Annotated in this window: 23 protein-coding genes and 5 pseudogenes; 17 read left to right on the forward strand and 11 right to left on the reverse strand. The window is 48.0% G+C overall.

Annotated features, from left to right (window positions below; genetic code table 11):
• The first annotated feature begins 162 nt into the window (after window positions 1-162).
• Window positions 163-273, forward strand: coding sequence for a pilS cassette (locus NM96_11115; protein ID AVR79800.1), 111 nt, complete (start codon window positions 163-165; stop codon window positions 271-273).
• A gap of 200 nt (window positions 274-473) precedes the next feature.
• On the opposite strand, the gene NM96_11120 is transcribed toward NM96_11115, so the two are convergent.
• On the reverse strand, window positions 474-740 hold the full coding sequence (locus NM96_11120) for a DUF3079 domain-containing protein (protein ID AVR79801.1): 267 nt from the start codon (window positions 738-740) through the stop codon (window positions 474-476).
• A 204-nt stretch (window positions 741-944) separates the two neighbouring features.
• Here NM96_11120 and NM96_11125 point away from each other — a divergent pair, with 204 nt between their 5' ends.
• Window positions 945-1535, forward strand: a complete 591-nt coding sequence (locus tag NM96_11125) for an RNA polymerase subunit sigma (protein AVR79802.1) — start codon at window positions 945-947, stop codon at window positions 1533-1535.
• Between the two features lie 192 nt (window positions 1536-1727).
• A pseudogene (locus NM96_11130) lies at window positions 1728-1847 on the forward strand (transposase).
• Here NM96_11130 and NM96_11135 read toward each other — a convergent pair.
• Window positions 1834-2042 (reverse strand): annotated as a pseudogene (locus NM96_11135) (hypothetical protein). The pseudogenes NM96_11130 and NM96_11135 overlap by 14 nt on opposite strands.
• Before the next feature lie 196 nt (window positions 2043-2238).
• Here NM96_11135 and NM96_11140 point away from each other — a divergent pair.
• Window positions 2239-2757 carry a cytochrome c5 family protein gene (locus NM96_11140; protein AVR79803.1) on the forward strand — a complete coding sequence of 173 codons (519 nt, stop codon included), beginning with the start codon at window positions 2239-2241 and terminating at the stop codon, window positions 2755-2757.
• Window positions 2758-2921: 164 nt separating this feature from the next.
• Here the strand turns inward: NM96_11140 and NM96_11145 are convergent, their stop codons facing one another.
• From NM96_11145 to NM96_11160, 4 genes are all read right to left on the reverse strand, one after another.
• Window positions 2922-3254, reverse strand: a complete 333-nt coding sequence (locus tag NM96_11145; GenBank protein ID AVR79804.1) for an alkylphosphonate utilization protein — start codon at window positions 3252-3254, stop codon at window positions 2922-2924.
• A gap of 236 nt (window positions 3255-3490) precedes the next feature.
• The gene (locus NM96_11150) at window positions 3491-4216 is read right to left on the reverse strand and encodes a septal ring lytic transglycosylase RlpA family lipoprotein (GenBank protein AVR79805.1); all 726 of its coding nucleotides are present in this window, start codon (window positions 4214-4216) and stop codon (window positions 3491-3493) included.
• Between the two features lie 150 nt (window positions 4217-4366).
• A complete protein-coding gene (trmL, locus tag NM96_11155) occupies window positions 4367-4831 on the reverse strand; it encodes a tRNA (uridine(34)/cytosine(34)/5-carboxymethylaminomethyluridine(34)-2'-O)-methyltransferase TrmL (protein AVR80332.1) in 465 nt (154 codons plus the stop codon).
• Between the two features lie 63 nt (window positions 4832-4894).
• Window positions 4895-5647 (reverse strand): ComF family protein, encoded by a 753-nt coding sequence (locus tag NM96_11160; GenBank protein ID AVR79806.1) that lies wholly within the window; start codon window positions 5645-5647, stop codon window positions 4895-4897.
• Between NM96_11160 and bioH the strand changes: the two genes are divergently transcribed.
• From bioH to NM96_11205, 9 genes and pseudogenes are all read left to right on the forward strand, one after another.
• Window positions 5646-6392, forward strand: coding sequence for a pimeloyl-[acyl-carrier protein] methyl ester esterase (gene bioH / locus NM96_11165; GenBank protein AVR79807.1), 747 nt, complete (start codon window positions 5646-5648; stop codon window positions 6390-6392). The genes NM96_11160 and bioH overlap by 2 nt on opposite strands.
• A gap of 100 nt (window positions 6393-6492) precedes the next feature.
• Entirely contained in the window at window positions 6493-10431 is a 3939-nt protein-coding gene (locus NM96_11170; protein AVR79808.1) for a hypothetical protein, read from the forward strand.
• Window positions 10431-12431 (forward strand): hypothetical protein, encoded by a 2001-nt coding sequence (locus NM96_11175; protein ID AVR79809.1) that lies wholly within the window; start codon window positions 10431-10433, stop codon window positions 12429-12431. The genes NM96_11170 and NM96_11175 overlap by 1 nt, the downstream gene beginning before the upstream one ends.
• Before the next feature lie 4 nt (window positions 12432-12435).
• Window positions 12436-12891: a hypothetical protein gene (locus tag NM96_11180; GenBank protein ID AVR79810.1), complete on the forward strand. Its 456-nt coding sequence runs from the start codon at window positions 12436-12438 to the stop codon at window positions 12889-12891.
• Window positions 12892-12931: 40 nt separating this feature from the next.
• Complete coding sequence (locus tag NM96_11185; GenBank protein AVR79811.1) at window positions 12932-14026, forward strand: hypothetical protein; 1095 nt, start codon at window positions 12932-12934, stop codon at window positions 14024-14026.
• Window positions 14027-14035: 9 nt separating this feature from the next.
• Window positions 14036-15871, forward strand: a complete 1836-nt coding sequence (locus tag NM96_11190) for an ATPase (protein ID AVR79812.1) — start codon at window positions 14036-14038, stop codon at window positions 15869-15871.
• Window positions 15871-16455, forward strand: a complete 585-nt coding sequence (locus NM96_11195) for a radical SAM protein (GenBank protein AVR80333.1) — start codon at window positions 15871-15873, stop codon at window positions 16453-16455. Before NM96_11190 ends, NM96_11195 begins: the two co-directional genes overlap by 1 nt.
• Before the next feature lie 84 nt (window positions 16456-16539).
• Entirely contained in the window at window positions 16540-17328 is a 789-nt protein-coding gene (locus tag NM96_11200) for a methyltransferase (protein ID AVR79813.1), read from the forward strand.
• An 84-nt stretch (window positions 17329-17412) separates the two neighbouring features.
• Window positions 17413-17688 (forward strand): annotated as a pseudogene (locus NM96_11205) (IS5/IS1182 family transposase).
• On the opposite strand, the gene NM96_11210 reads toward NM96_11205, so the two are convergent.
• Entirely contained in the window at window positions 17683-17847 is a 165-nt protein-coding gene (locus NM96_11210) for an NAD(P)H-flavin oxidoreductase (protein ID AVR79814.1), read from the reverse strand. The pseudogene NM96_11205 and the gene NM96_11210 sit on opposite strands and share 6 nt — an antisense overlap.
• Here NM96_11210 and NM96_11215 point away from each other — a divergent pair.
• Window positions 17800-18807 carry an IS5/IS1182 family transposase gene (locus tag NM96_11215; GenBank protein ID AVR79815.1) on the forward strand — a complete coding sequence of 336 codons (1008 nt, stop codon included), beginning with the start codon at window positions 17800-17802 and terminating at the stop codon, window positions 18805-18807. The two genes, NM96_11210 and NM96_11215, sit on opposite strands and share 48 nt — an antisense overlap.
• On the opposite strand, the gene NM96_11220 is transcribed toward NM96_11215, so the two are convergent.
• Window positions 18776-19000, reverse strand: a complete 225-nt coding sequence (locus NM96_11220; protein AVR79816.1) for a hypothetical protein — start codon at window positions 18998-19000, stop codon at window positions 18776-18778. The genes NM96_11215 and NM96_11220 overlap by 32 nt on opposite strands.
• On the opposite strand from NM96_11220, the pseudogene NM96_11225 reads away from it, so the two are divergent.
• Window positions 18954-19427, forward strand: a pseudogene (locus NM96_11225) (IS5/IS1182 family transposase). The gene NM96_11220 and the pseudogene NM96_11225 overlap by 47 nt on opposite strands.
• Window positions 19428-19791: 364 nt before the next feature.
• On the opposite strand, the gene NM96_11230 reads toward NM96_11225, so the two are convergent.
• Window positions 19792-21360 carry a trifunctional thioredoxin/methionine sulfoxide reductase A/B protein gene (locus tag NM96_11230; protein AVR79817.1) on the reverse strand — a complete coding sequence of 523 codons (1569 nt, stop codon included), beginning with the start codon at window positions 21358-21360 and terminating at the stop codon, window positions 19792-19794.
• 45 nt (window positions 21361-21405) lie between these two features.
• Here NM96_11230 and NM96_11235 point away from each other — a divergent pair.
• Together NM96_11235 and NM96_11240 are read left to right on the forward strand one after the other, a co-directional pair.
• Window positions 21406-21591, forward strand: a pseudogene (locus NM96_11235) (hypothetical protein).
• Entirely contained in the window at window positions 21506-22957 is a 1452-nt protein-coding gene (locus NM96_11240) for a signal recognition particle-docking protein FtsY (GenBank protein AVR79818.1), read from the forward strand. The pseudogene NM96_11235 and the gene NM96_11240 overlap by 86 nt, the downstream one beginning before the upstream one ends.
• Before the next feature lie 141 nt (window positions 22958-23098).
• Here NM96_11240 and NM96_11245 read toward each other — a convergent pair whose 3' ends face one another.
• Complete coding sequence (locus NM96_11245; protein AVR79819.1) at window positions 23099-23785, reverse strand: DUF2063 domain-containing protein; 687 nt, start codon at window positions 23783-23785, stop codon at window positions 23099-23101.
• Complete coding sequence (locus tag NM96_11250) at window positions 23775-24617, reverse strand: hypothetical protein (protein AVR79820.1); 843 nt, start codon at window positions 24615-24617, stop codon at window positions 23775-23777. Before NM96_11250 ends, NM96_11245 begins: the two co-directional genes overlap by 11 nt.
• Window positions 24618-24689 lie beyond the last annotated feature (72 nt).

Raw genomic sequence — 24689 nt, forward strand, 5'->3', positions numbered from 1 at the left:
CGAGGTCGTCTGAAAAGGTGGATTTGCTTATGAATTGGTTATTTTAGCATTTTTCGCGGACTGGTTCGGAAGAGATGGGAGGGGTCGTCTGAAAAGCATATTTTGGCGTTTTCAGACGACCTTTGGTAAGGGAAGCCACATTGGGACAGGGGATTTGAACCGTTGTCGTTTCTGTTGCCGTCATTCCCGCACAGGCGGGAATCCATTTTTGAAATTCAGCAACTGTTTTTCAAATCAAGGTTTCTCAAGTTTTACGATGGATTCCCGCCGTAGCCTCTCCTCGCGCAGGCGGGTGGGAATGACGGAATTTGATGACATACCATATTTAAAAAAATTAAGTATGTTTGCTAGAGAGATAGGCAGCGGCAGTTTGGCGCGGGTGGGGTCAATTTCTTGGTGTATCGTTGAAATAAAAATAAGGGCGCATGATTGCGCCCCTTCGGTTTTCAGACGACCCCTTAAGCTTGGCGGGATTAAGCCGTTTTGTTCCGCAACGGCAGTTTGATATGCGGCTTGGCGGGTTTGGGCGCTTCTTTCAAGCCCAGTTCGATTTGCTGCTCTTCGCTCAACAAATTGCTCCAGTCGCCTTTTTTATACCACTCGCGCCCGTCCAATTCGATGGGGTGCTGGATGCGCTCGCAGCCGTTGCCGCACTGCAAATCGTCTTCTTTGCAATATTTGTCGCAACCCCAGCAGATGCGCTCCGGCGCTTTGGGGAAGATGGGGAATTTTTTTGCCATGGTGTGAAATCCTTGTTTTTATTTTCATGAAATTATAAATGATTCGATTGCGGCAGCTTGGTTTTTGTACGTCTTTTTACGCTGGACAGTTAAGAAATGTATAAGGTCGTCTGAAAGGCAGAGTCTGTGCGTCCGTCTGTTTCATCACACGCCTTCCCTATATCGGCGTAAAATCCGTACCTATTCATTCGATAATAATACATTATGCCCTTCCCCGAATTGACTGACGCCGAGCTTGCCGAATCCCGCAAGCTGCTCCTGCGTTTTGCCCGCATCCAATTGCCCGACCGCCCCGATTTGGCGGAAGACCTTGTGCAGGAAACCATGCTTTCCGCCTACCGCGCTGCCGAAGGTTTCAAAGGAGATGCACAAGTGGGCAGCTGGTTGTTTGCCATTCTAAAAAACAAAATTACCGACTGCCTGCGCCAGATTGGACGGCAGCGCGAAGTATTCGCCACGCCTGCGGAAGAAATGTTGGACGAAGCCTTTGAAGAACGATTTGCATCAGACGGGCATTGGACGGCGGACGGCCATCCGCAAACTTGGGCCTCGCCCGAAAAAACGTTGGACAACAAAGAGTTTCGTGAAATCTTGCAAACCTGCCTCTACCAAATGCCCGAAAACACCGCCCGCGTGTTTACCATGAAAGAAATCCTCGGCTTCTCATCCGACGAAATCCGCGAGCAATGCGGTATCAGCATGTCCAACTACCACACCATCATGCATCGCGCCCGCGAAACCCTGCGCCAATGCCTGCAAATCAAATGGTTCGGCAATGCAGGACATGCCGGTTAAGCCCGTTAGGAAAACACGATGAACAAATGCCGCAAAACCGCCTACCTGCTCTCCAAAAAACAGGACGAAACCCGCCTGACCGTTCCCGAACGCGTTTTTCTGGGCAGCCACCTGCTGATATGCCCCCATTGCCGCGAATATAAAAAACAACTCGACCTTATTCAGAAAGCCATGAAAAAGATGTTTTGAAGCTGGCGGATAAGGTATAGTGGATTAAATTTAAATCAGGACAAGGCGACGAAGCCGCAGACAGTACAGATAGTACGACAAGGCGAGGCAACGCCGTACTGGTTTAAAGTTAATCCACTATAAAAAGGTCGTCTGAAACCTGATGTAGAGTTTCAGACGACCTTTTTGCATGAAAGAAAATAGGGATTGATTGGTTTGAGCATGAGTTAGGATGAAATGGCGCGCCCATAAAAAGCCGGCTTTTAAAGCCAGGATTTTGCAATTGAGCAGGATTTGGGCGGATTTAAAGGCATGGCAAACAAGATTCAAACCGCCCAATAAGCCGGAGGCTATATAGGAATGGTTGTATAGGTGTCAACATTTTCTGCCTTTTTTCAAAACAAAATATGACTTATGCCAATATTTTTACTACAAACCACTACATCAGTGGGAACATGAAAATGATGTGTGTTAGAATTTTTTCAGCTGTTTTATAAAACAGTACCTTAACTAAAAAATTTAAGAAAGATAGAACATGAACAAACTACTAATTGCTGCGATGATGATGGCCGCTTTGTCGGCTTGTTCCCAAGAAGCCAAACAGGAAACTAAGGAAGCGGCTACTGCTGTTGCTTCCGATGTTAAAGATGCTGCCGCTTCTGCCGTTGATACCGTTGCCCCTGCTGTTCAAGAAGCAGCAAGCAAAGTAGAAGATACTGCCGCCAAAGCTGCTTCGGAAGTAAAAGACGCTGCTCCTGCTGAAGCCAAACCGGAAGAAAAACCGGCAGATGCCTCTTCCGCCAAAGTGGACGGCAAGGCCGTTTTCGAAGCCAGCTGTAAAATGTGCCACGGCGGTACCATCCCGGGCGCTCCTGTTGTCGGTAAAAATGACGATTGGGCTCCGCGTATCAAACAAGGCAAAGAAACCTTGCACAAACATGCACTCGAAGGCTTCAACACCATGCCGGCAAAAGGCGGCAATACCAGCCTGAGCGACGACGAAGTCAAAGCGGCGGTCGATTATATGGCCAACCAATCCGGTGCCAAATTCTAAACCGTACAAATCAAAACGCACCTTGCAATAAGGTGCGTTTTTTTATGGGAAAACAGCTTTAAAAAAGGCGAAAACCGTTTGAAAGCAACCCTTACGGAGACAAGTAGCTTTACAAACGGTTTTCAGGTCGGCCTAGCGACCCACCAACAATTATTATACCAACATCATGCTTTTTTGACAAACTCTGATTTCAAATTCATCGCGCTGCCGTCGATTTTGCAACCGATATTGTGGTCGCCTTCTTGCAGGCGTATGCCTTTTACCTTGGTGCCTTGCTTGATGACCATGGAGCTGCCTTTGACTTTGAGGTCTTTAATCAGGACGACAGTGTCGCCGTCTTGCAACACGGCACCGTTGGCATCTTTGACGCTCAGGGTTTCTTCGGCGGCTTCGCCGTCGTTTTCCGTCCATTCAAACGCGCATTCGGGACAGATGTATTGGCTGCCGTCTTCGTAGGTGTATTCGAATTGGCATTGCGGGCAAGGTGGGAGGGACATGGTGGGGATTCCTTTGGTTGAGAAGCGGGGGATTATAGTGGATTAAAATAAAAATGAGACAAGGCGTCAACGCCCGCCGTGTACGGGTAGTACATAAGGGCGTTGGCAACGCCGTATCATTGCAATTTTAATCCACTATATAAGGGAAAGGAGGCAAGGATACGACGGCTTTGTGCTGATGCTTCAATACAAAACGACCTGTCTTGCAACAGGTCGTCTGAAAACACGGATGCGGCTTAGAGGGACAGCGAAGCTGCCTGAATCAGACCGCGTGCTTTGGCTTCGGCTTCGGCGGCACGCTCTTGCGAGGTGAACGGACCCATTTTGACGACGTATTCGTAGTCGCGTTTCTCCATGGAAACTCTCGGGCTCATCATGCCGGCGGAAAGGTTTCTTGCCGCCTGGTTCATATAGGCTTGCGCTTCGCGCTCGGTACCGAAGGATTTCAAATCGACGAAAATATCTTTGCCATCATAAACTTGGGTGCTTTGACCCGGTACGATTTGTTCGACTTTGACATGTGCCGTGCCTTGGTTGATGAAACCTAATTGCTGGGCGGCGGCTTTGGAAACATCGATCACGCGGTTGCCGTGGAAAGGACCACGGTCGTTGACGCGGACGATGACGCTTTTACCGTTTTTGGTGTTGGTCACACGGGCGTAGCTGGGGATGGGGAGGGTTTTGTGGGCGGCGGTCAGGGCGTTCATGTTGTAACGCTCGCCGCTGGAAGTTTTACGGCCGTGGAACTGGTTGCCGTACCATGAGGCATTGCCGGTTTGGACGAAGGAGGATACTTTAGTCATCGGCGTGTAGCGTTTGCCGGCAACTTTGTAGCTGCGGTTGGCTGAGGGACTCAGCTTCTCGGCACGGACGATGGAGTCGGCAGAGGCGGAATGAATGGAAAGGATACTGATTGCAACGGCAGTCAGGGTGGAGAAAAGGGTGGTTTTAGATAAAGTCAAAACGTAGTCCGTTCTTGAGTTGATAACGCAGTGGGATGGCTCCCAGGCGGTTTCAGACGACGTATCGGCGGTTTGACAAAAACCAAGCTGTTTTCGGACAGTATGGTCTTGGTTTTTGTCAAACGGCTCAGGGAGATTCCCCAGCGGATGTTATACACCGCCTGCGTAACCGTTTTGCCGCCATGCTTCAAACAGAATCACGGCGACGGTGTTGGAAAGATTCATGCTCCGGCTGCCGGGCTTCATGGGCAGGCGCAGCTTTTGCCCTTGGGGCAGGGTGTCGAGGATTTCGGCGGGCAGGCCGCGTGTCTCGGGGCCGAACAAAAAGACATCGCCCTCAACAAAGGAAACTTCGTCGGGACGGGTTTTGCCTTTGGTGGTCAGCGCGAAAATGCGGCGGCCTTCCAGGGCTTTGAGACAATCTTCGAAATTCTCGTGTACCGTCAGTTTTGCAAACTCGTGATAATCCAAACCTGCGCGCTTCATTTTTGCCGAATCCAGCGGAAAACCGAGCGGCTTGACCAGATGCAAATCGGCTCCGGTGTTGGCGCACAATCGGATGATATTGCCCGTATTGGGCGGGATTTCGGGTTGGTACAAAACTATGGTAAACATATAAATCAATCACTTATAGAGGGGCATAATGCCGAAATGTTCCGCAGGTGTCAAAAACTTTAGCTATTTTTTCATTGGCGGACGCGCCAAACTCCAGCAAAAAATCTTGCCTGCGCCTGATTTTTTCAGCGTCCGCGCTAATTCGTCCAGCGTCGAGCCGGTGGTGAACACATCGTCGATTAACAAAATATTACAGTTTTTCGAGATATGACCATTGATTTCAAAAGCATTTTTTATATTGCGAACCCTGTCTGCGCTTTTCAGCGTACTTTGCGGCTCGCGATGTCGTCTGAAAACCGTCTGCCGCGGCAGCAGCGTCCAGCCGTAATGTTCGGACAAAATATCCGCCAATTCTTCGCTTTGGTTGAAGCCGCGGTGCAGCCGCCTTTCTTTGCTCAACGGCACGGGCAGCACAAAATCGAAATGCTCCGTTTCCAGCCAGTCGGGCGCATGGCGGCGCATCAGTTCCGCCAGCGGACGGCTCATGCCGAGGTCAGCCAAATGCTTCAACGCGCGTATCATACTGCTGACGGGCGGCTCATAATACAGCGAAGCCCACATCCGCTCAAATGCCGGCGGCTTCTTCTGACAGCCGCCGCACACCGCCCCGCCCTGTATAGTGCGGAAACACAAGGGACAACTGTTTGCCGCATCCGTAAAAAACTCTTCCAAGTCCGCCGCGCAGCCGCCGCAAAAACCGCCATACGGCCGGGTTTCGCACGCTGAAACCAAGGCGTGGCATAATACGCAACGGCTTTTGTGCCACCATCCCGCATTGCGCCACCAAGAAAACACATCCATAGAGAAAACAGCCATGCCGCACTCCGCCAAAAAAGTTTATCTGATACACGGCTGGGCAGCGAACCGCCACGTCTTCGACGACCTCATCCCGCGCCTGAGTGCCGATTGGGACATCCGCGCGCTCGACCTGCCCGGACACGGCGACGCGCCCTTTGCCGAAAACTTCAACATCGCCGCGATTGCCGAAGCCTTCGCCGAAGAGATCGACGCGCCCGCCCACATCCTCGGCTGGTCGCTCGGCGGCTTGGTCGCGCTCCATCTCGCCGCACGCCATCCCGACAAAGTCCGCTCGCTCTGCCTGACCGCAAGTTTCGCCCGCCTGACCGCCGACGCGGACTACCCCGAAGGCCTGTCCAACCCCGCTTTGGGCAAGATGGTCGGCGCGTTTCGGCAGGATTATGCCAAACATATCAAACAGTTTCTACAATTACAGTTACTGCACACACCAAACGCCGCCGAAATCATCGGCAACATCCTGCCCGACCTCTCCCGTCACGGCGCACCGCCCGCCCTGCAAGCCGCGCTGGACGCCGTCAACCAAGCCGATGCCCGCCCCCTGCTTTCAAGCATCCAAGCCCCGTCGCTTTTAGTGTTTGGACAAAAAGACGCCATCACCCCGCCGCGCATGGGCGAATACCTCAACCGCCATCTGGCGGATAGCGAATTGGTATTGATGGAAAAAGCGGCACACGCCCCGTTTTTAAGCCACGCCGACGAATTTGCCGAATGTTACCGCGGCTTTGTTGAGAAGGTCGTCTGAAAAATATCTTTGATAACTATATTACAAATAATTAAAATGCAATTACATTGCAATTTAATAAGTTTTATCTTTAAATTTTATCTTAAAGGGACTATTAAACATGACTGGAAAGACTGTTTATTTTCGCCTACCCGAAACCGAACAAAAACATAAAAATTCTGTAACACAAGAAATGCTCGGGAAAAGTATTTCCCGTGCTTTTCGTTCCTACAAAGCGCAATTCCCTCAATACTCAAGCAAAGAATATGAGACTGTTGCAAAACAGTTTTGCGAAGATTTCTTCTTAGCCGATGAAGCAATAATTGCTAACTTTGCCAATCTTTCTTTGCAAGATAATTCGGAAAAAAAAATTTCTTTATCTATTCGAATTTCTTCCCATCCTGTTTTCAATCAACATATTCCTCATAACATCGCGGTAGCAGTTATCGGATATTGTCCGACAGCAACTGGTAGTCCTGTTTTTATTCCTGAACGAGTATTTCTCACACATGGAGGAATGGATGCGACTGCTTATGAAAAGCAAGTTGAAACTCATTTTTATCAGTTACAGGAAAATTCATATCCTCCTCGCAGTCAACCTAATTTGCTTTACTCTGATTTTACAAAATCCCTACCGGCATATGCCGCTAAAACTAAAGAACGCTTGTCGGGTTGGTTAGACTTTTTGACCTTTAAAAATAAGTTAATCAAACACAAAACTCAGGGGTTACGATACCTGAATTGGCAGTTCAATGAAGAAACGGGACAGGTACACTTTTTAGTCATTGCGGAAGATGAACAGGTATTGAAAAAAGCACGTGCCGCATTTAGCCGTCAAAACCTGCATGCTTTTAAAATAGAAACTTCCGATCAACCCTTCCGTTTTTTACTGCCTCAAAAAGACGCCTCGCGTGTGGAGAGTGCTTTCTCACAATTAGGGCAACTTGCGAAAGACGGTGTCAAAATTATCCAATCCAACCATTCAGATAAAGCCAAGGTGAAGGCTTGTGAGGATTATCGTAAAGAGTTTCAACAAGAAAATGCAGGTGAAAAAAATCAATTTGATTTCAGCAAAGCGGTATTTGCCGATGTTTTTGTCGATATTTCCGAAGAGTTGAACAATAAAATTTCCCAATTTGAAGATAATACCGACTCAGAGAAGCAGAACGGTAATCAACATACCCGCCAAGATAAAATTGATCATTTGTTCCGAAATCTTCCCAAAAACGGTTTCTTGTCTATTTCTTTAGTCGGTGATTTAGCGTTGATTGAGCGTCATCGCCGAGCGGTAAAAAACCTGCAACAAAATGAAGGTTGTTATGCGCCGTATCTTTCAAGTTATCTGTTTGATATTGAAAATGCCAACCGGCCGAACGAGATTCCCGAAATTACCGAGTGGGAAAAGAAAAATCTGAATGACAAACAAAAATCTGCCGTACAAAAAATGCTGGCGGCACCTGATATATGTTTGATTCAGGGACCACCGGGAACTGGCAAAACCACGGTCATCGCCGAGGCCTGCCTACAATTTGCCAAGCGCGGAGAAACGGTCTTGCTTGCAAGCCAAGCTCACGACGCATTGGATAATGCTTTGTCGCGCCTGCAAAACCATCAAAACCATCCTGAATTAAGGGCTATCCGTTTAGCAAAAAGTGCCAACCGCATTACGGAAGAAGGTAAACAATTTACCGGCGAAAGTATATTGAGCAAACATTATGTAGCGTTGAGCAATTATGCCAAAGAATACCTGCAACCGTTTAATGAGTTGTCAGCTGAAACTGAAAAACTGCGCGAATGGTTACAACAGGCTGAATTTGTGGCACATGATTTGCAACAGCTTCGTGCAGAATACCGTACCAATCAAGGTCGTCTGAAACAAGCAGAGCAGGCACTTATCCAAGCCAAAATTGAGTTTGACGAACAGCAGGATATTTTCAGACGACATAGCCGCGATATAGAAAACATTGCACAGCTTATCGGCTTACTCAATGAGGAAAATTCCGGTGAAGCCTTGCGCAACAGCGATTTTGTTTTACCCGAAACACTTTATCCATTGGTAGAACATCTTACCAACCTTGAGCATCTGCATATCAGCCAACCGTTTTCTTACGAGCGGTTTCTTGCTGAAAGCGAAAACCAAGCTGCCATTCTTTATAAACTGATTCAACTTTATCAGCGTATTCAGGCAGTTTTGCCGAAAATGGAAGCAGATTTAGCACGATTGAACGGTGGCAATGGCACAATGGGGGCAGATACGAAAACCCTACTGAAAATAGAACAGTTACAGCAGGAAATCGATGAAATCGCTGACAAAATGGAAAATGATGACAGCGATGAGCTTTCCGCTCAATGGAAAGAAAAGCGCAAAGAATTACGTCGTCTGAAAGATAAACCGTCGGACGGTCTAAATCTCGAACCTTACCAAATTTTTAACGATGCAGAACGTTTTGCACAAAATAATCCAGCAATGCTCAAACCGTTGCTGATACAGCGCGTTCAAAATCTAACCATATTCCAACAGCAATATCAGACATTGGTACAAGCCACAGTTTGGGATTTGAACAATCAGTTGCAAGGCTATGATTTGCAACCGCCAAGTGATAAAACCATACAGGAAAAGCAAGCTGACCTTGAGTCACTAGAAGAGATTAAATGTCAAATTACCGAACGAGGTCGTCTGAAAAAACAACAGTCAGCACAAATACTTATCGATGGCGGATTTTCTGCCGAAGCAGACTTTTTGGCAGAATTTGCCACACAGCAAAGCTGTTTGAACACATTAGAAAGTGAACTGCAAACCCTGCAAACAGAAAACCAAGATTTTATGCCTTTATTCTCCCGTTGGCAGGAAATCCTGAAAGAGCCGGAAAAAAGAGCGGAAAAAGATTGGAGCGAGCTGGAAAAACCGTTTGTGGAAAGTTGCAATCTGGTTGCCATTACCTGCAACGAAAACGAGCGGACACTAACCGATAATGATTTTGACGGTTTTGATGTAGTCATTATCGACGAGGTATCCAAGGCTACACCGTTGGAAATGTTGCTGCCTCTTATGCGTGCCAAAAAAGCCATTTTGGTGGGTGACCATCGTCAATTGCCACCAATATTCAATGAAGCCGACGGACTGACATTTGAAGATGAGGTCGAACAAAACGAAGCACAGGAAAATAAGCAAGATTCCGATACGGACTTGACCGAGGATAATTTGCATAAATTCGAAAAAATGGTAACGGCAAGTCTGTTTAAAGAATTGTTTGAAAAGGCACCAGAAAGTTTACGCGAACGCTTAAATATTCAATTTCGCATGCACCCTGACATTATGAAGATGATCAACTACTTTTATGAAGGGCAATTGACCTGCGGAAATCCGGATGCCGAACGGTCTCATGGGATTGAGTTTAAAGGACTATTGTCCAAAAAAGACCATGTGCTGTGGATTGATACGACAGATGATGAAAAAGGAAAGCGTTTTTCGATTAATGACGGACAAAGCAATATCAACGTATTAGAGGCAAGAATGATTGCCAAAACATTGGTGGATATGAACCGTCAGCTTGAGACATTGGGTTATGGCAAGGACAACAAAATGAAAGTAGGTGTCGTTTCATTTTACCAGCCTCAATGCCGTGTCATTCGTGATGAAATCCGAAAAATCAATAAAGATAAATTATCGTTTTCCGCCATTGATGTAGAAATCAATACGGTTATCCGCTATCAAGGCAAAGAAAAACCGATTATTTTACTAAGCCTGGTAAAAAACAATGGTGGTGATAGAACACAAAAATTCCGAGCCGGCAGAGCAAACATCGCCCGTTTCGAATTTATCAATGTGGCAATGTCTCGCGCACAAAATCTTTTATTGATATTCGGTGCAAGAAATATGCTGGAAAACCGGGAAGTCAAACTGCCTCGAATGGATAAAGCAGGATACGATAAAAAAATGGTTTATAAGAATATGTTCAAATATTTAGAACATTGGGCAGAAACAGGCGGAATTTGCGATGCGAAAGAATTTTCCGCCATCCTGCCAAACATACAACCTCAGCAAAAAGGGCGTAGATAATGGATAAATTGTTGGCAAAAAAGACCTTTTCCTATCCGATTTACCGCGCGGATACAGAGTATCGCTACCGTAAAATTGGTACGCCGACCGTATTTGCCGAGTTGTTGATGGGTCTTGCCCATAATGATTTTCCACAGTTGGCAGATAACAACTTGGCGCAGATTGCCCATATACTGAAACTGGATTTTACCTTTATCCGCTATACGTTGGAAAATCTTAATGATACGGGTTTAATTGAACATATTGACTTACCTGATAAGAAAGATGATTTAGATAAGTTGTCTCTAAGAGACTTAAGGCTGACCGACAATGGCAAAAAGTTTTACCATGAGAAAAAAATGCCGGGACGGCGTAGAACGGAATATGCTGAATTTTGGTTTAATCCATTATTGAATGAATATATCGGCAAACCAAAACAAAGCGCAAGCAACGTAGAAGATGTTGTTGAGCTGAATTGTTCCCTTTTCCCTGTTAATGAAGCTTTATTGCAGCAATTGAGTGGGCTGGAGTCTACAAATCAAAAATGGTTTGATGCCGAAACCGAATTGGAGCATGACGGCATCAGCGTAACGTGTGATGAAGATACATCTTTACCGCAAACTGTCCCTGTCAAGCTCACACTGGACGGCAACCGCTATTTGAATATCGATAGCGAAGACAAGCTGTTCTCCCAATGGATAAATACGCGCGAGCCACAAGTCATCAAAGAAGTTCTGCTTGAACCTATGATTTTTGATGCTGAAGACGCAATCGAATGGGATGTAGATTTGGATTTGCCTGAAAACGGTTTGCTGTCGCTGGTTTTGGCAGATCAGGAATCCGACACACGCCAAATCGGCAATACGGTTGAAGTTAAATTCAATGGAAATCATGATGAACTTGACGATAAAACGCCGCTGATTGTCTTCGCCAACATTGCCGAAGCTGAATTACACGGCAAACATCTTTTTATTCCTGCACGCTTAGATGATTCAGACGGTCTGACTCGCGTATTTTTCCGTTTTTCAGATAATACGCTTTTTGTGGAGGAAACAGGTTATCTTGAGTGCTATTTCGATCATCAGCCGTATCCGTTACCGGCAAAAATTTTATATCAAGAATCTGAAAATTGGCTTGCCGACCTGCCCGCCCTTTCTCAGCCAAATATGGCGGTTTTGGCATTTATGGCAAATTTTGTCCCCGCAGTCGATATTCTGAAAAAATTGCCTGAGATGACGATAACTCAAGCAGTTGGCTTTGCCGAGTTAATTAAAAAGACTTGGAGTAAGCCGTTCCTCCCCGAGAACTGGGAAGAAAAAATCGAGCCTCTTAATAATGAAGACGATTTGGAACAATTTGCTAAACTTTTCCCCAAGACAGATTTGAGCTTGGCAAGATTTTCAGCAGAAGCACAACGACAAGCCTTTGGTTGGGCGGTCAGTAATGAAAAATCGACGGCACGTAAAATTCCCGAATTGTCCGACCTGCTGGCGCAACATAAAGCATTAGGTCGCCTGAAACCCGACGAATTGAAGTTAAAAGACATCAAGCAAAACAGTTTAGAACAAATCGATCAATGGCAGGAAAACGTTGAAAAAATCAACCGCACTTTTCCTGCAATTTCCGCTTCAAACGACATTGCCAAACTGTCGGAGCAGCTAAAACAATGGCAGTCGGCAGTATTCCAATATTTCGAACCGATGGACGTAACACAGAAATTTGCCGTATTGGATACCAACTTTATCCGCCATCACCCCGACAGACTTGTGGCAATCCAAGCGGAACGCACAGTCATCTTACCAAAAACCGTCTTGGGTGAATTGGATCATCAAAAAGAGAAAATCAAATCGAACTTGAACGAGGCTAAACAGAAACTGACCGAAAAATCCAAACAATATGAAGCCATTGGTTCAGGCGACATTGATGCACAAATTGCAGATTACGATGTCCGTTTAGATCGTCTGAAAACAGAATTAGATGCGGTCAGAATGCAGTTGAGCCAATTAAATGATAAGGAATAGCCAAATGTCTAAAAAAAACAAAAACAAGCAAAAACAACAAAACCAAATCAGCGGACAAACCAAACCGGCGGTAGAAAAATCACCTCAAAGGCTGGCATTGGAGAAACAGTGCAATGAATTGAATGTGCAAATCCTACAAGTCCAAAATCAAAAAGCCAGATTGGAAAAAGAAAAAATCCAAGCAGAAAAAAACGTTGAACGGTTGGAACGAGAAGCCGCTGAAATACGCGAGGCCATACGCAAGATTGAAGAATTGAAACTGGCGCGGCATACGGAATCCGCCGAACCGGAAATTTTGGCATTAATGGGTGCAGAAGCAGACGGTCAGAACCGCAACGGACAAAACGATCAAGCCATCCTGGCTGTTGCTGCACGATATAAGTTGAACGATATTGTGCTTTATACGGAAGATAAAAACCTTAAAAATCACGCTACAGCGGTCGGTATTAAAACCATCTGAACCGTAACGTCGTCTGAAAACGATTTAGGAGACGAATAAAATGAGTCAAATCAGCGAAAACCGTTGGCAATTGGAACGCGAACGGGAAATCCGCGAAGCCGCACGCAAGGCAAGGGAAGCCGAAATCAACCAAACAACGGAAATTTATCTGCGCCGTTACGAACAGCAGCTAAACGATTTGGAAAACAGCGATCTGGCTGAATTTGCTTTGCAAAACATCGCTACCATACGCACTGAGATTCAACGGGTACGGCATATGAACGCTTATGACGGACGTAACCGCAGTTTTGCTATTGGTCAGCTTGTACAAGCCATACGTTACGAAGCACAGGAAAATAAAAGGGTAGCGGAAGAACACCAACGCCTGTTGCGTGAAGAGGCGGAACGTTTGCGTGCTGAAATAGAAAACGTATGGATACAGGAAACAAGTAATTGGGAAAATAAGCAGGCACGAAATTTGGCATTCAAACCTTTAGCAATACTTCGAAAACGTATTACGGAGGAAAATCTAAGTATTGCTGACATAAAATCGGCGATTTGCGAAATTAAACAATCGGCAGAACAACAAGCCGAAGAAATTCGGAAAAATTTTGCTAAAACCGTACAAGACGAAGTTGCACAAACACAAAAGTCCGATCTTTTAAAATTTATTGAAACGGCCAATCTGCCACAATCGGAATCCGAGCGGTTAAAACAAAAAATTGAGCAAGAAAATCAAAAGGATTTGACAGAAATCATCCAAGAAGCCCACCAAATCGAAGATATGGTGATTGAAAACGAAGCAGTCCGTAAGGAAATGGTCAAAGCCGTATATCAATCGCTGAAGCAAGCCGGTTTTACTGTCTTAAACCCCATCAAACAAGGTGTCGGCGAAGACAGCGTGGTTGTCATCCAAGCAAGCCGTCCGCAAGGAAACCGGGCAAAATTCCGTGTACGTTTAGATGGTGCGGTTCGCTATGAATTTGATAACTATAAAGGGCAGCGCTGTAAAGAAGATATGCAAAAAGTATTGCCGAAACTATCCGAAATTTATGGTGTAAATTTATCTGATGAACGTGTTCTTTGGGAAAATCCGGATGACGAACATGCCGATGCCAAACCCATCAATCCAACACATACGGCAAAATCACACTAAGGTAAAAAAATGAACGAATACATCAATACATGGCTAGAAAACTTTGAACGTCAATCCATGATACGTCGGGCTTTAATCATCAGCGGAAACATCATTGACTTAGGTTTCAACCGTTATAACAAATTAATGCCGATAAACAGAATTATTGAAGAAAGTTTAAAAGCACAAGGTTTCGAACAGGTTGTATTTTACTCACGTTTGAATGGGATATCAGGTGTTTCCTCTCAGGAATGGGAAGGATTGAACCGGCTCGGCATGCAGGCCGAAATCGGTGAAGCTTACGATTTTGACGATGACGGTGAAGATAATAAAGCAATATCCGGATGCATTCCCATTCAGCCTCAGGATTTTTTTGCTACCGTTGAACAAATCATGACCAAAACACAGAAAAAAGCCGCCTTTATCGTAGATTGGTCAAATTATCTGTTCGGGCAAATCAATGCCTTGAGTGAAACGGAACGGGCTTGGTTGCAACAAATCGCTACTGGCCTACGGGATGCCGAACAAACAACAACCGCAGAAGCGATGGGCCAACCGCAAAGCCTGTTGGTTTTTCTGTGCTCGGGCAATACCGCCTTACCGCCATCCGTTTATCTGAACAATCCTTTATTTGCCGAAATAACCATCCCCCTGCCTAATCTTTCCGAACGCGAAGCCGCTATTTTGGCAAGACAAACACAATGGAAGGTTAGTGATAATTTGAGTGCGGGAAGTCAATCGTTGGCAGATTTTGTTACGTTGACCGACACTCTGACTTTACGCGATATAGATAACCTTGTCCGCTTATCTAGACAACAGCAGACACCTATCAATATACAGAATTTAGTATCGCTGTACCGTTATGGTAAACGTCAATCCCCTTGGGAAAAACTGAATTATCAAAGATTGAAAGATGCCCAAATCACGCTGCAAAGGCGAGTCAAAGGACAAGAATCGGCAATTGGAGCCGTAAACAAGATTTTGATACGGGCCTATACCGGGCTTTCAGGATTGCAACATTCAGTTAAAGCCCGTATGCCTAAAGGCTCGCTGTTTTTTGTCGGACCGACAGGTGTAGGCAAAACCGAATTGGCAAAATCATTGGCACAATTTCTATTTGGTGATGAGGATGCTTGCATCCGCTTCGATATGTCCGAATTTAATCATGAACACGCCGATCAACGCTTAGTCGGCGCACCACCGGGATATGTCGGTTTTGAAGAAGGAGGTCAATTGACCAATGCAGTGAAAACCCGCCCATTTTCCCTGCTCTTGTTTGATGAAATCGAAAAAGCCCATCCGCGGATTTTAGATAAATTTCTACAAATATTAGAAGATGGCCGATTGACCGACGGCAAAGGCGAAACCATTTCTTTTGCCGATACCTTTATCGTTTTCACTTCCAATATCGGAGCGGCTAATATTCGGCCTGACGAAAATAATAAAGAAAATATTGCAGAACAATTTAAGCAAGCAGTGCAATCTCATTTTAGAGACGAACTAAACCGCCCAGAATTATTAGGACGTATAGGCGATGCAAACATTATCCCGTTTAACTTCATTCAGGATAACGATGTATTAAAAGATATAGCCCGCGCAAAACTTAAACCGTTGACAGGTCGTCTGAAAGAAAAATGGGGGCTTGAAAAACTGGTATTTGAAAATGAGGACAAAGCATTAGATGCATTAATCAAACAAGTAAATTACCAACACGGAGGGCGTGGCGTATTAAACGTGTTAACAAAATATTTATTCGACCCACTGGCAGAATTTCTCTTTGAGCAAGTAGAACAGCCCAATAAATTAAAAGGCAGGACATTAAAAGTCTTGCAGGCAGGAAAATATTTTGATTTCGAGTTGGAATGATGCACTGGCTGAATATATCCCATATTGTTGAAGCTACCGAAGCCGAAGGACCGGGTCTGCGTTTTGTAATTTGGGTTCAAGGATGTCTGAAACGGTGCAAAGGTTGTTGCAATGGTGAATTACTGAAAATAAAACCTGCCCACCTTATGCGATCGAATGAAATCATCCAATTACTTAAAAACGCAACAGAAAAATATCCACTGGAGGGTCTTACCTTTCTTGGTGGAGAGCCTTTTTTACAAGCTGAAGGATTAGCCGATATTGCCGAGGCTGCACATAATCTAAATCTATCCGTAATGGTTTTTTCCGGTTACGAATATACCGAACTGTCAGAAAATAAATTTTCAGGCAGCAAAAGGCTATTAAACTCTACAGACCTATTGATCGACGGAGAATTTGATAATACACAAATAGAAACAACAAGAAATTGGGTGGGTTCGACAAACCAAAAATTCCATTATTTGACAAATCGTTATTCAGAGGAGATTGAGACTCAAGAATTGTCGGTAACTAATGAGTGGAGAGTGGATAGTTGTAATAATATTCAAAGTAATGGATTACCTATTAAATTTTATCCATATTAATTTAACAACATTAAAATAATACATTTCTACCTATTATACGAAGACTTATACTATCAAATTATAAATAAAAAGGTCGTCTGAAACATGAACCCACAAGACAAACGCTGGCAAATCCACCGCCATCTCGCCCAAGACACCGACGAGCGGCTGCAAATCGTCCGCAACGCGCCCAAGCGCATCCTGCTGGTCGGTGCGGACGCGGACATCAGCCGCAGCCTCCTTGCCGCGCGTTATCCGAATGCGGTATTCGAAGAATACGACCCGCGCGCCGACTTCCTCCAAACCGCCGCAGCCGCGCGCAAAAGCGGTTTTTGGCAAAAGCTCACCGGCAAAACCGTCCCGCAACACTGCCAAGCCCTGACCGCCCCGCTGCCCGAAGCCTCTGCCGATATGTTGTGGGCGAACCTCAGCCTGCCCCGCGCGGACGAAATCCTGCCCGTCCTCAAAAACTGGGCAAATGCCTTGAAAACAGACGGTTTATTATTCTTCACCCATTTCGGCCGCGACAGCCTGACCGAACTGACAGGCCGTCTGAAAAGCGCGGGGATAGCGTGTGAAACGCCGACCTTAATCGATATGCACGACCTCGGCGACATACTTGCCGACAACGGTTTCTACGACCCCGTTACCGATACCGCCAAGCTCGAATTGAGCTACCGCAAGGCGGCGACGTTCTGGCAGGACATGGAAACCCTGGGCTTGTGGCACGTCTTGAAATTCAGCGACGCCCAAGCGGCTGAAGCGTTTGTGGATAAGATTTTCGAAACCGAAGGCGGTCTGACCGTCACGCTCGAAACCGTGTACGGTCATGCCGTGAAGAAACTGACGCTGCCCGAGGGGGAAAACGTGGTGCGGTTTTATCCAAAAGGCTGAACGGTTTGGCGGAACGAATGAAAGGTCGTCTGAAAACGTCTAAGAACGTGTTCATTGTCTCAGCCTCTGCTGTAAACTATCGGCATGAACAGAAAAACCTACCCAAGCGATATCAGTCGCGAGCAATTTGCGCCTCTCCTTCCCCTGCTGGAAAGTGCCCGTAAACGCACAGCGCCACGCCAGGTGGACTTGTACGATGTCTTTTGTGCCATTCTCTACCTGCAACGCACTGGCTGCTCCTGGCGCGCTTTGCCGGGCGACTTCCCCAAATGGCGCACCGTGCATTCCTACTTCCAGAGATGGACCGAACCACGCGAGAGTGGCATCAGCATTCTTGAGGAAGCATTAAAAAAATCAGGTAGTTGCGGAGCGCCGCAAGCAGGGTCGCCATGAAGCAACTACTTTCCTGAGACCTTTGCAAAATTCCCCAAAATCCCCTAAATTCCCATCAAGACATTTAGGGGATTTCCCATGAGCACCTTCTTCCAACAAACCGCACAAGCCATGATCGCCAAACACATCGACCGCTTCCCATTATTGAAGTTGGATCAGGTGATTGATTGGCAACCGATCGAACAATACCTGAACCGTCAAAGAACCCGTTACCTTAGAGACCACCGCGGCCGTCCCGCCTATCCCCTGTTGTCCATGTTCAAAGCCGTCCTGCTCGGACAATGGCACAGCCTCTCCGATCCCGAACTCGAACACAGCCTCATCACCCGCATCGACTTCAACCTGTTTTACCGTTTTGACGAACTGAGCATCCCCGATTACAGCACCTTATGCCGCTACCGCAACTGGCTGGCGCAAGACGACACCCTGTCCGAATTGCTGGAACTGATTAACTGCCAACTGACCGAAAAAGGCCTAAAAGTAGAGAAGGCATCCGCCGCCGTCATTGATGCCACCATTATTCAGACTGCCGGCAGCAAACAGCGTCAGGCCATAGAAGTCGACGAGGAAGGACAAGTCAGCGGCCAAACCACACCGAGTAAGGACAAAGATGCCCGTTGGACAAAGAAAAACGGCCTCTACAAACTCGGTTACAAACAACATACCCGTACCGATGAGGAAGGCTATATCGAGAAACTGCACATCACCCCCGCCAATACCCATGAGTGCAACCATCTTTCCCCTTTGTTGGAGGGTATTGCCGAAGGTACGACCGTTTATGCCGACAAAGGCTACGACAGTAAGGAAAACCGGCAACATCTGAAAGAGCATCAGTTGTTAGACGGCATTATGCGCAAAGCCCACCGCAACCGTCCGCTGACGGAAGCGCAAACCAAACGCAACCGATATTTGTCGAAGACCCGTTATGTGGTCGAACAGAGCTTCGGTACGCTGCACCGTAAATTCCGCTACGCCCGGGCCGCCTATTTTGGTCTGCTCAAAGTGAGTGCGCAAAGCCATCTGAAGGCGATGTGTTTGAACCTGTTGAAAGCGGCTAACAGGCTAAGTGTGCCTGTTGCCGCCTAAAAGGCGGCCCGGATGCCTGATTATCAGGTATCTGGGGAGGATTAAGGGGGTATTTGGGTAAAATTAGGAGTGATTTGAAACGAAAACAGCCGAAAACCCGTGTTAGATTTCGGCTGTTGGGGGAAAAGGAATTTTGCAAAGGTCTCTTCCTGATTATTGATGCGCAGAGTGTGAAGAACACGGATACCGCCATGGAAAAAGGCTACGATGCGGGCAAGAAGGTTAGCGGTATCAAGCGACATATAGCGGTTGACACGCAAGGTTTGCCGCATGCCCTTGCGGTAACGACGGCGGATGTTACGGATAGAAAAGGCTGCCTGGTGGCATTGGAACGTGGGCGGGATAATCTTGGTGCGATACAAAAAATCCTTGCTGACGGTGGTTACACGGGTAAGGCATTTGCTTCGTCGGTACAGGAGTTGGTTGGTGCGGAGGTAGAGATTGCCAAACGAAACGAATTGCACCGTTTTGCAGTATTGCCGAAGCGATGGGTAGTAGAGCGCAGCTTTTCCTGGTTGGAAAAGAACAGGCGGCTTTGGAAAAACTGCGAGCGTAAGTTGAGTACCAGTCTGCAAATGGTAGCTTTGGCTTTCTTGGGAGTCCTGCTACGAAGACTATGAACACGCTCTAACGAATGGTGTTATAGTGGATTAAATTTAAATTAGGACAAGGCGACGAAGCCGCAGACAGTACAGATAGTACGGCAAGGCGAGGCAACGCCGTACTGGTTTAAAGTTAATCCACTATAAAACGTTTTCAGACGACCTTTCTTCCTTAGCTGATTCATTCAACTTTCAATACGCCATTTCCCATCGGCTGTCATTTTCCGCAGGCTGGAATCCAGAGGCTTGAAATGACGGAAACTGCGAAACATTTCTGAAAATGATGGTATGCACGTTTCTTATTTCGATTCACTAAAATTTGCGGGCCGGGCATTCATACCCGACCCGCCGTTTTCAGACGACCTTTCGTGCTGTCGCACCTTTATTTCACTTTGCCTTTCAACGAGCCGTAGCCTGCCGCGTCCATTTGTTCCAGCGGGATGAATTTCAGGCTTGCGCCGTTGATGCAGTAGCGCAGGCCGCCCTTGTCTTGCGGGCCGTCGGCGAAAACGTGTCCCAAGTGCGAATCGGCGGCATGGCTGCGCACTTCGGTACGGCGCATGTTGTAGCTGAAATCGTCGTGTTCGGTAACGGCGGCGGCGTTAATCGGGCGGGTGAAGCTCGGCCAGCCGCAGCCGGAATCGAATTTGTCGGCGGAACTGAACAGGGGTTCGCCGCTGACGACGTCCACATAAATGCCGGGTTTGAACAGGTGGTCGTATTCGTGGCTGAAGGCGTATTCGGTCGCGCTTTTTTGGGTAACTTGGTATTGCTCTTCGGTCAGGATGCGTTTGAGTTCGGCATCGCCGGGTTTTTTATACGTTGCCGCGTCGAAGCCTTTGCCTTGCGGAGCGGCTTTGGTTTTGCCCGGCAGCGGTTCGTCGGCTTTGCGGATGTCGATGTGGCAGTAGCCGTTGGGGTTTTTAATCAGGTAGTCCTGATGGTATTCCTCGGCGTCGTAGAAGTTTTTCAGCGGCTCGTTTTCGACGACGAGGGGCTGTTTGTATTTTTGCTGTTCGCGTTTGAGGGCGGCGGCGATGACGGCTTTTTCGGCGGGGTCGGTGTAGTACACGCCGCTGCGGTATTGCGTGCCGGTGTCGTTGCCTTGTTTGTTGAGGCTGGTCGGGTCAACAACGCGGAAGTAGTATTGCAGGATGTCGTCAAGGCTGAGTTTGTCGGCATCGTAGGTGACTTTGACGGTCTCGGCATGACCCGTATCGCGGTAGGACACGTCTTCGTAGCTCGGATTTTTCGTTTTGCCGTTGGCGTAGCCGGATACTGCGTCAACCACGCCGTCTATGCGTTGGAAATAGGCTTCCAAGCCCCAGAAGCAGCCGCCTGCAAGGTAGATGGTGCGCGTGTTCATGATTTTTGAATCCTTTTTCTGTGTGTCGGGTTTGTAGAACGCGTTTTTCAGACGACCTAAATCGGCATTCGGGTCGCGGATTAACGCCAATGCCTGCGCTTCGTTGATGCTGCCTTTGACGATGCGCTGTACGTCGCCGTCTTTACCGATCAATGCCCAAGAAGGGTAAACGCTGATATTCAGGCTTTGGGCGATGGTGCCGCCGTTGTCGGTCACGACGGGCAGCTTGGGATAGTTCAAACCGGCATACCATTTTTGAAAGTCGCCGTCTTTTTTCTCGTGCAGAAAGCCCGGAGACGCGACGGTAATCAGGTTGGCGGAGCTGAACCGCTTATCCTGCGCCCATTTTTCGGTTTGTCCCAATTCGGACAAACACAAAGGACACCAGCTCGCCCAGAATTTAATCAGGGTCGGTTTGTCTTTTTTCAAATAAATATCGGCGGGGCGGTTGTCCGCGGTTTTCAAAGTGGACAAGGTGTGCGGCACGGTCGCGGCTTCGGCATCGGCAATTTTGGGCGAACAAGCGCCCAGCGCAAACAGGCAGCCGAACTTGGCGCAAAGGGAAAAGAAGGTACGGGGTTTCATCTCTATGTTTCCTGTGTGGATGGTTTGTATGATTAGACGTTGAAGATGCCAAAACCTTACAGCCTGGATTTTCAGACGACCTTGCCGCGTAAAATACGCTACAATACGCCCTATTTCAAGCTTCTAAAATTAAAAGGAAAATTCAATGTTCAGCTTCTTCCGCCGCAAGAAAAAACAGGAAACGCCCGCTCAAGAAGAAACCCGCATTCAGGAAACCGCCGCCGAAGCCGTAGAACACGCCGAAACCACCGTTTCGCAAACGCTTGAAACGGTTCAGGAAAATATCGGCGAAAAAACGGAAGAGCTGACGGAGGCAGTCGAAACGGCGGTAGAAAGTGCCAAAGAGCGCACCGAAGAAATCTGCGAGACTGTGGTTGAACATGTTTCCGAAACGGTCGAACACGTCCGCGAGGCAGTCGGCGAAACGTCGTCTGAAACGGTCGAAAAAGTGGAAGAACGCGTGGAAGCGGTCAGCGAAACCGTTGCCGAAAATGTTTCCGCAGCGGTAGAACACGTCCATGAAGCGGTCAGCGAAGGGTCGTCTGAAACCGCAGAAACTGTCGAAACTTTAGAAATCCAAGCCGAAGCCGCGCCAGAAACATCCGAAGAACATTCCGTAGCAGCCTTTGAAAATACAGCCGTCGCAACGTCGTCTGAAACCTCTGAACCGTCCGAAACCGAACCCAAACTCGGCTGGGCGGCGCGTTTGAAACAGGGTTTAACCAAATCGCGCGACAAAATGGCGAAATCGCTGGCGGGCGTGTTCGGCGGCGGGCAAATCGACGAAGATTTGTACGAAGAGCTGGAAACCGTGCTGATTACCAGCGACATGGGCATGGAAGCGACGGAATACCTGATGAAAGACGTGCGCAACCGCGTCAGCCTCAAGGGGCTGAAAGACGGCAACGAGTTGCGCGGCGCATTGAAAGAAGCTTTGTACGACTTGATTAAGCCGTTGGAAAAACCGCTGGTCTTGCCCGACACGAAAGAGCCGTTCGTCATCATGTTGGCGGGCATCAACGGCGCGGGTAAAACCACTTCCATCGGCAAACTCGCCAAATATTTCCAAGCTCAGGGCAAATCCGTGCTGCTTGCCGCAGGCGACACCTTCCGCGCCGCCGCCCGCGAGCAGCTTCAGGCATGGGGCGAACGCAACAACGTTACCGTCATTTCGCAAACCACGGGCGATTCCGCCGCCGTCTGCTTCGATGCCGTCCAAGCCGCCAAAGCGCGCGGCATCGACATCGTGCTTGCCGACACCGCCGGCCGTCTGCCCACGCAGCTTCATTTGATGGAAGAAATCAAAAAAGTGAAGCGCGTGCTGCAAAAAGCGATGCCCGACGCGCCGCACGAAATCATCGTCGTCCTCGATGCCAACATCGGGCAAAACGCTGTCAACCAAGTCAAAGCCTTTGACGATGCGCTGGGGCTGACGGGGCTAATTGTGACCAAACTCGACGGTACGGCAAAAGGCGGCATCCTTGCCGCGCTTGCCTCCGACCGCCCCGTCCCCGTCCGCTATATCGGCGTGGGCGAAGGCATAGACGATTTGCGCCCGTTTGACGCGCGCGCTTTTGTGGACGCGTTGCTCGATTGATACCGCCGCATGGTAAAACAGTAAACAAGAAGGTCGTCTGAAAAGTTTTCAGACGACCTTTTTCTTTTTGAAGCTGTCCTAGTAAATACGGCAGCCTGCTAATACATTGCTCTTAAAATGCGAATCTTGATTACCATCGGCTTATGTGGCAACCAAAATACCTTGTTCCAGCCAATCCATCCATTTTTGCCTTAATGCGTCCTGCCAGCCGCTTTCAGACGACATGAACTCTGCCAGCATGGTTTGCAGGCCGTTCAGGGAGGTGGGCGTGTCTGCCAGCGTTTCCAGCAATAATGCGTCGAAATTGTCGAGGGTTTGGTACATCACGTCGTCTTCCTTATCGCGCCACACCAAAACGGCGGTTTCGACCGTCTGCAATTCGTCGGTAACGTCGTAGTGGTAGCGGCGCACAAAGGCAGCGGGAGAAAGGGTGTATTCCAAATCATCTGAATCGGCGAGTGAGGCTTGGCTGTCGGTTTGGGCGACTTCAGCGAGCAGTTGGGTATGTTCGAAGTCCATCAGTGCCAAGAGGTCGTCTGAAAGCGGCAGGCTTTGGCAGTATTGGAGGAATTCGCCGGCAATTTCTTGGAAATAGGGGGTTTGGGCGCGCGCATCTCGGATGAAGCCTTCTTTCAGACGACCCCATTCTCCGCTGTCGAGATATTGCAGCGTTTCGGTATAACAGCGGTCGATGAAGCTATGAATATTGTTGCGTATCAGGCGGATATAGACGTTCAGGCGCTCTTGCGGCAAGCCGGCGGCGGCTTCGCCCTCGCGTATGGCTTGGGCAAAGCGTTGTTGATATTGGGCGGAGGTTTCAGGCTGCACGGCGGTATTCCTTTCCGGCGCGCGTTTGATATTCGGCGATTTTGGCGACTTCGGCTTCGAGTTCGGCAAAAGGCGGGAAATTGAAATCGCGTTCCAACAGGGTGGGCGGGATGGTCGGCAGCTTGGTGTAGGCGAGTTCGAGCAAGTCCCAAACGGTCGGTAAAACTGCGGCGCCGTGGGTATCAATCAACAGCTCGGGCATTTCGACGTCGTGTCCGGCGATGTGGATGTAACACACGCGCTCTGCGTCAACGTTTTCCAAAAAGGCTTCGGGCGACAACAGGCCGTGGTTGACGGCGTTGACGTAGATATTGTTCACATCGAGATGAATGCCACAGTCGGCTTCGCGTGCAACGGCGTTGAGGAACTCGACTTCGTTCATTTCGGCAAGCGGGGAATGCAGGTAGTAGGAGGTATTTTCCACGGCGATGCGGCAGCCCAACCGGTCTTGCACTTCGCGGATACGCCGCGCGGTATGCCGCACCATTTCTTCGGTGAAGGGCAGCGGCAACAGGTCGTAGAGATGACCGCCGTCGTGGCAGTAGCTCAAATGGTCGGAGAAAAACGTGCAATCGTAGCGGCGCATCATTTCTTTGATTCCGTCTATCAAGGCGGTATCCAGCGGGGCTTGTCCACCCAGCGACATGGATAATCCGTGCAACGCCAATGGCAGCCGTTCCGCCACGCGGTCAAACTGTTTGCGCGCCCTGCCGCCCATTTTCAGCCAGTTTTCGGGTGCGGCTTCGATAAAGCGTATCGGGCTGTCGTCTGAAAGCGAGAGGAAGTCTTCCGCCAAGTCGCGGCGGTAGCCTAAGCCTGCGTGTTGAATCATGATGTTGCTCCGTTTTGGATGGTGTTCCGACGGTTTTGGTACGAAATTGCTGTTAAAATCATATAAAAAGCC

This window comes from Neisseria mucosa, from assembly GCA_003028315.1.
Taxonomy (GTDB): domain Bacteria; phylum Pseudomonadota; class Gammaproteobacteria; order Burkholderiales; family Neisseriaceae; genus Neisseria; species Neisseria mucosa.